Raw genomic sequence first — 403 nt, forward strand, 5'->3', positions numbered from 1 at the left:
GTCGAGTCGCCCCGGGGAACCTCCCCCCAAGGCGCTCACGGAACCGGACGTGAACGTCTCCGCTCATCCGGCTCTTCCCATTGAAGCCTGCCCCCATAGTAGCGGCCAGTGGGCAAATAACCTCGTTTCACTCCGCGCAACACGCGCCAGCCAGTGACTGGCCCGTCGCCGGTGGCCCCGAAGTCGCTTATGTTTACGGGTCAGCCATAACACGAGTTTGCGATCGATTTGCCTCAGCGTTGGATACAGTGCCGATTTATAAAAAGCACCGTAATAATTTATCCAGCCTCTGATTTTCGCATTGAACATATGCGCCAGATCGTACAAGGACTTGTCACTGCGATTTTGCAGACCCCAACTCCTCACCTCCTGACGGATTGCTTTCCCTGCTCTGGCACTCATC

At 56.1% G+C, this 403-nt stretch carries 1 protein-coding gene; it reads right to left on the reverse strand.

Annotated features, from left to right (window positions below; genetic code table 11):
• Nucleotides 1-63 precede the first annotated feature (63 nt).
• The coding region (locus KZ793_RS13380; protein WP_317987463.1) for a group II intron maturase-specific domain-containing protein at nucleotides 64-403 on the reverse strand (340 nt) is incomplete at its 5' end.

Origin of the sequence: Photorhabdus antumapuensis (genome assembly GCF_020387775.1) — a bacterium.
GTDB classification, from domain to species: Bacteria; Pseudomonadota; Gammaproteobacteria; order Enterobacterales; family Enterobacteriaceae; genus Photorhabdus; species Photorhabdus antumapuensis.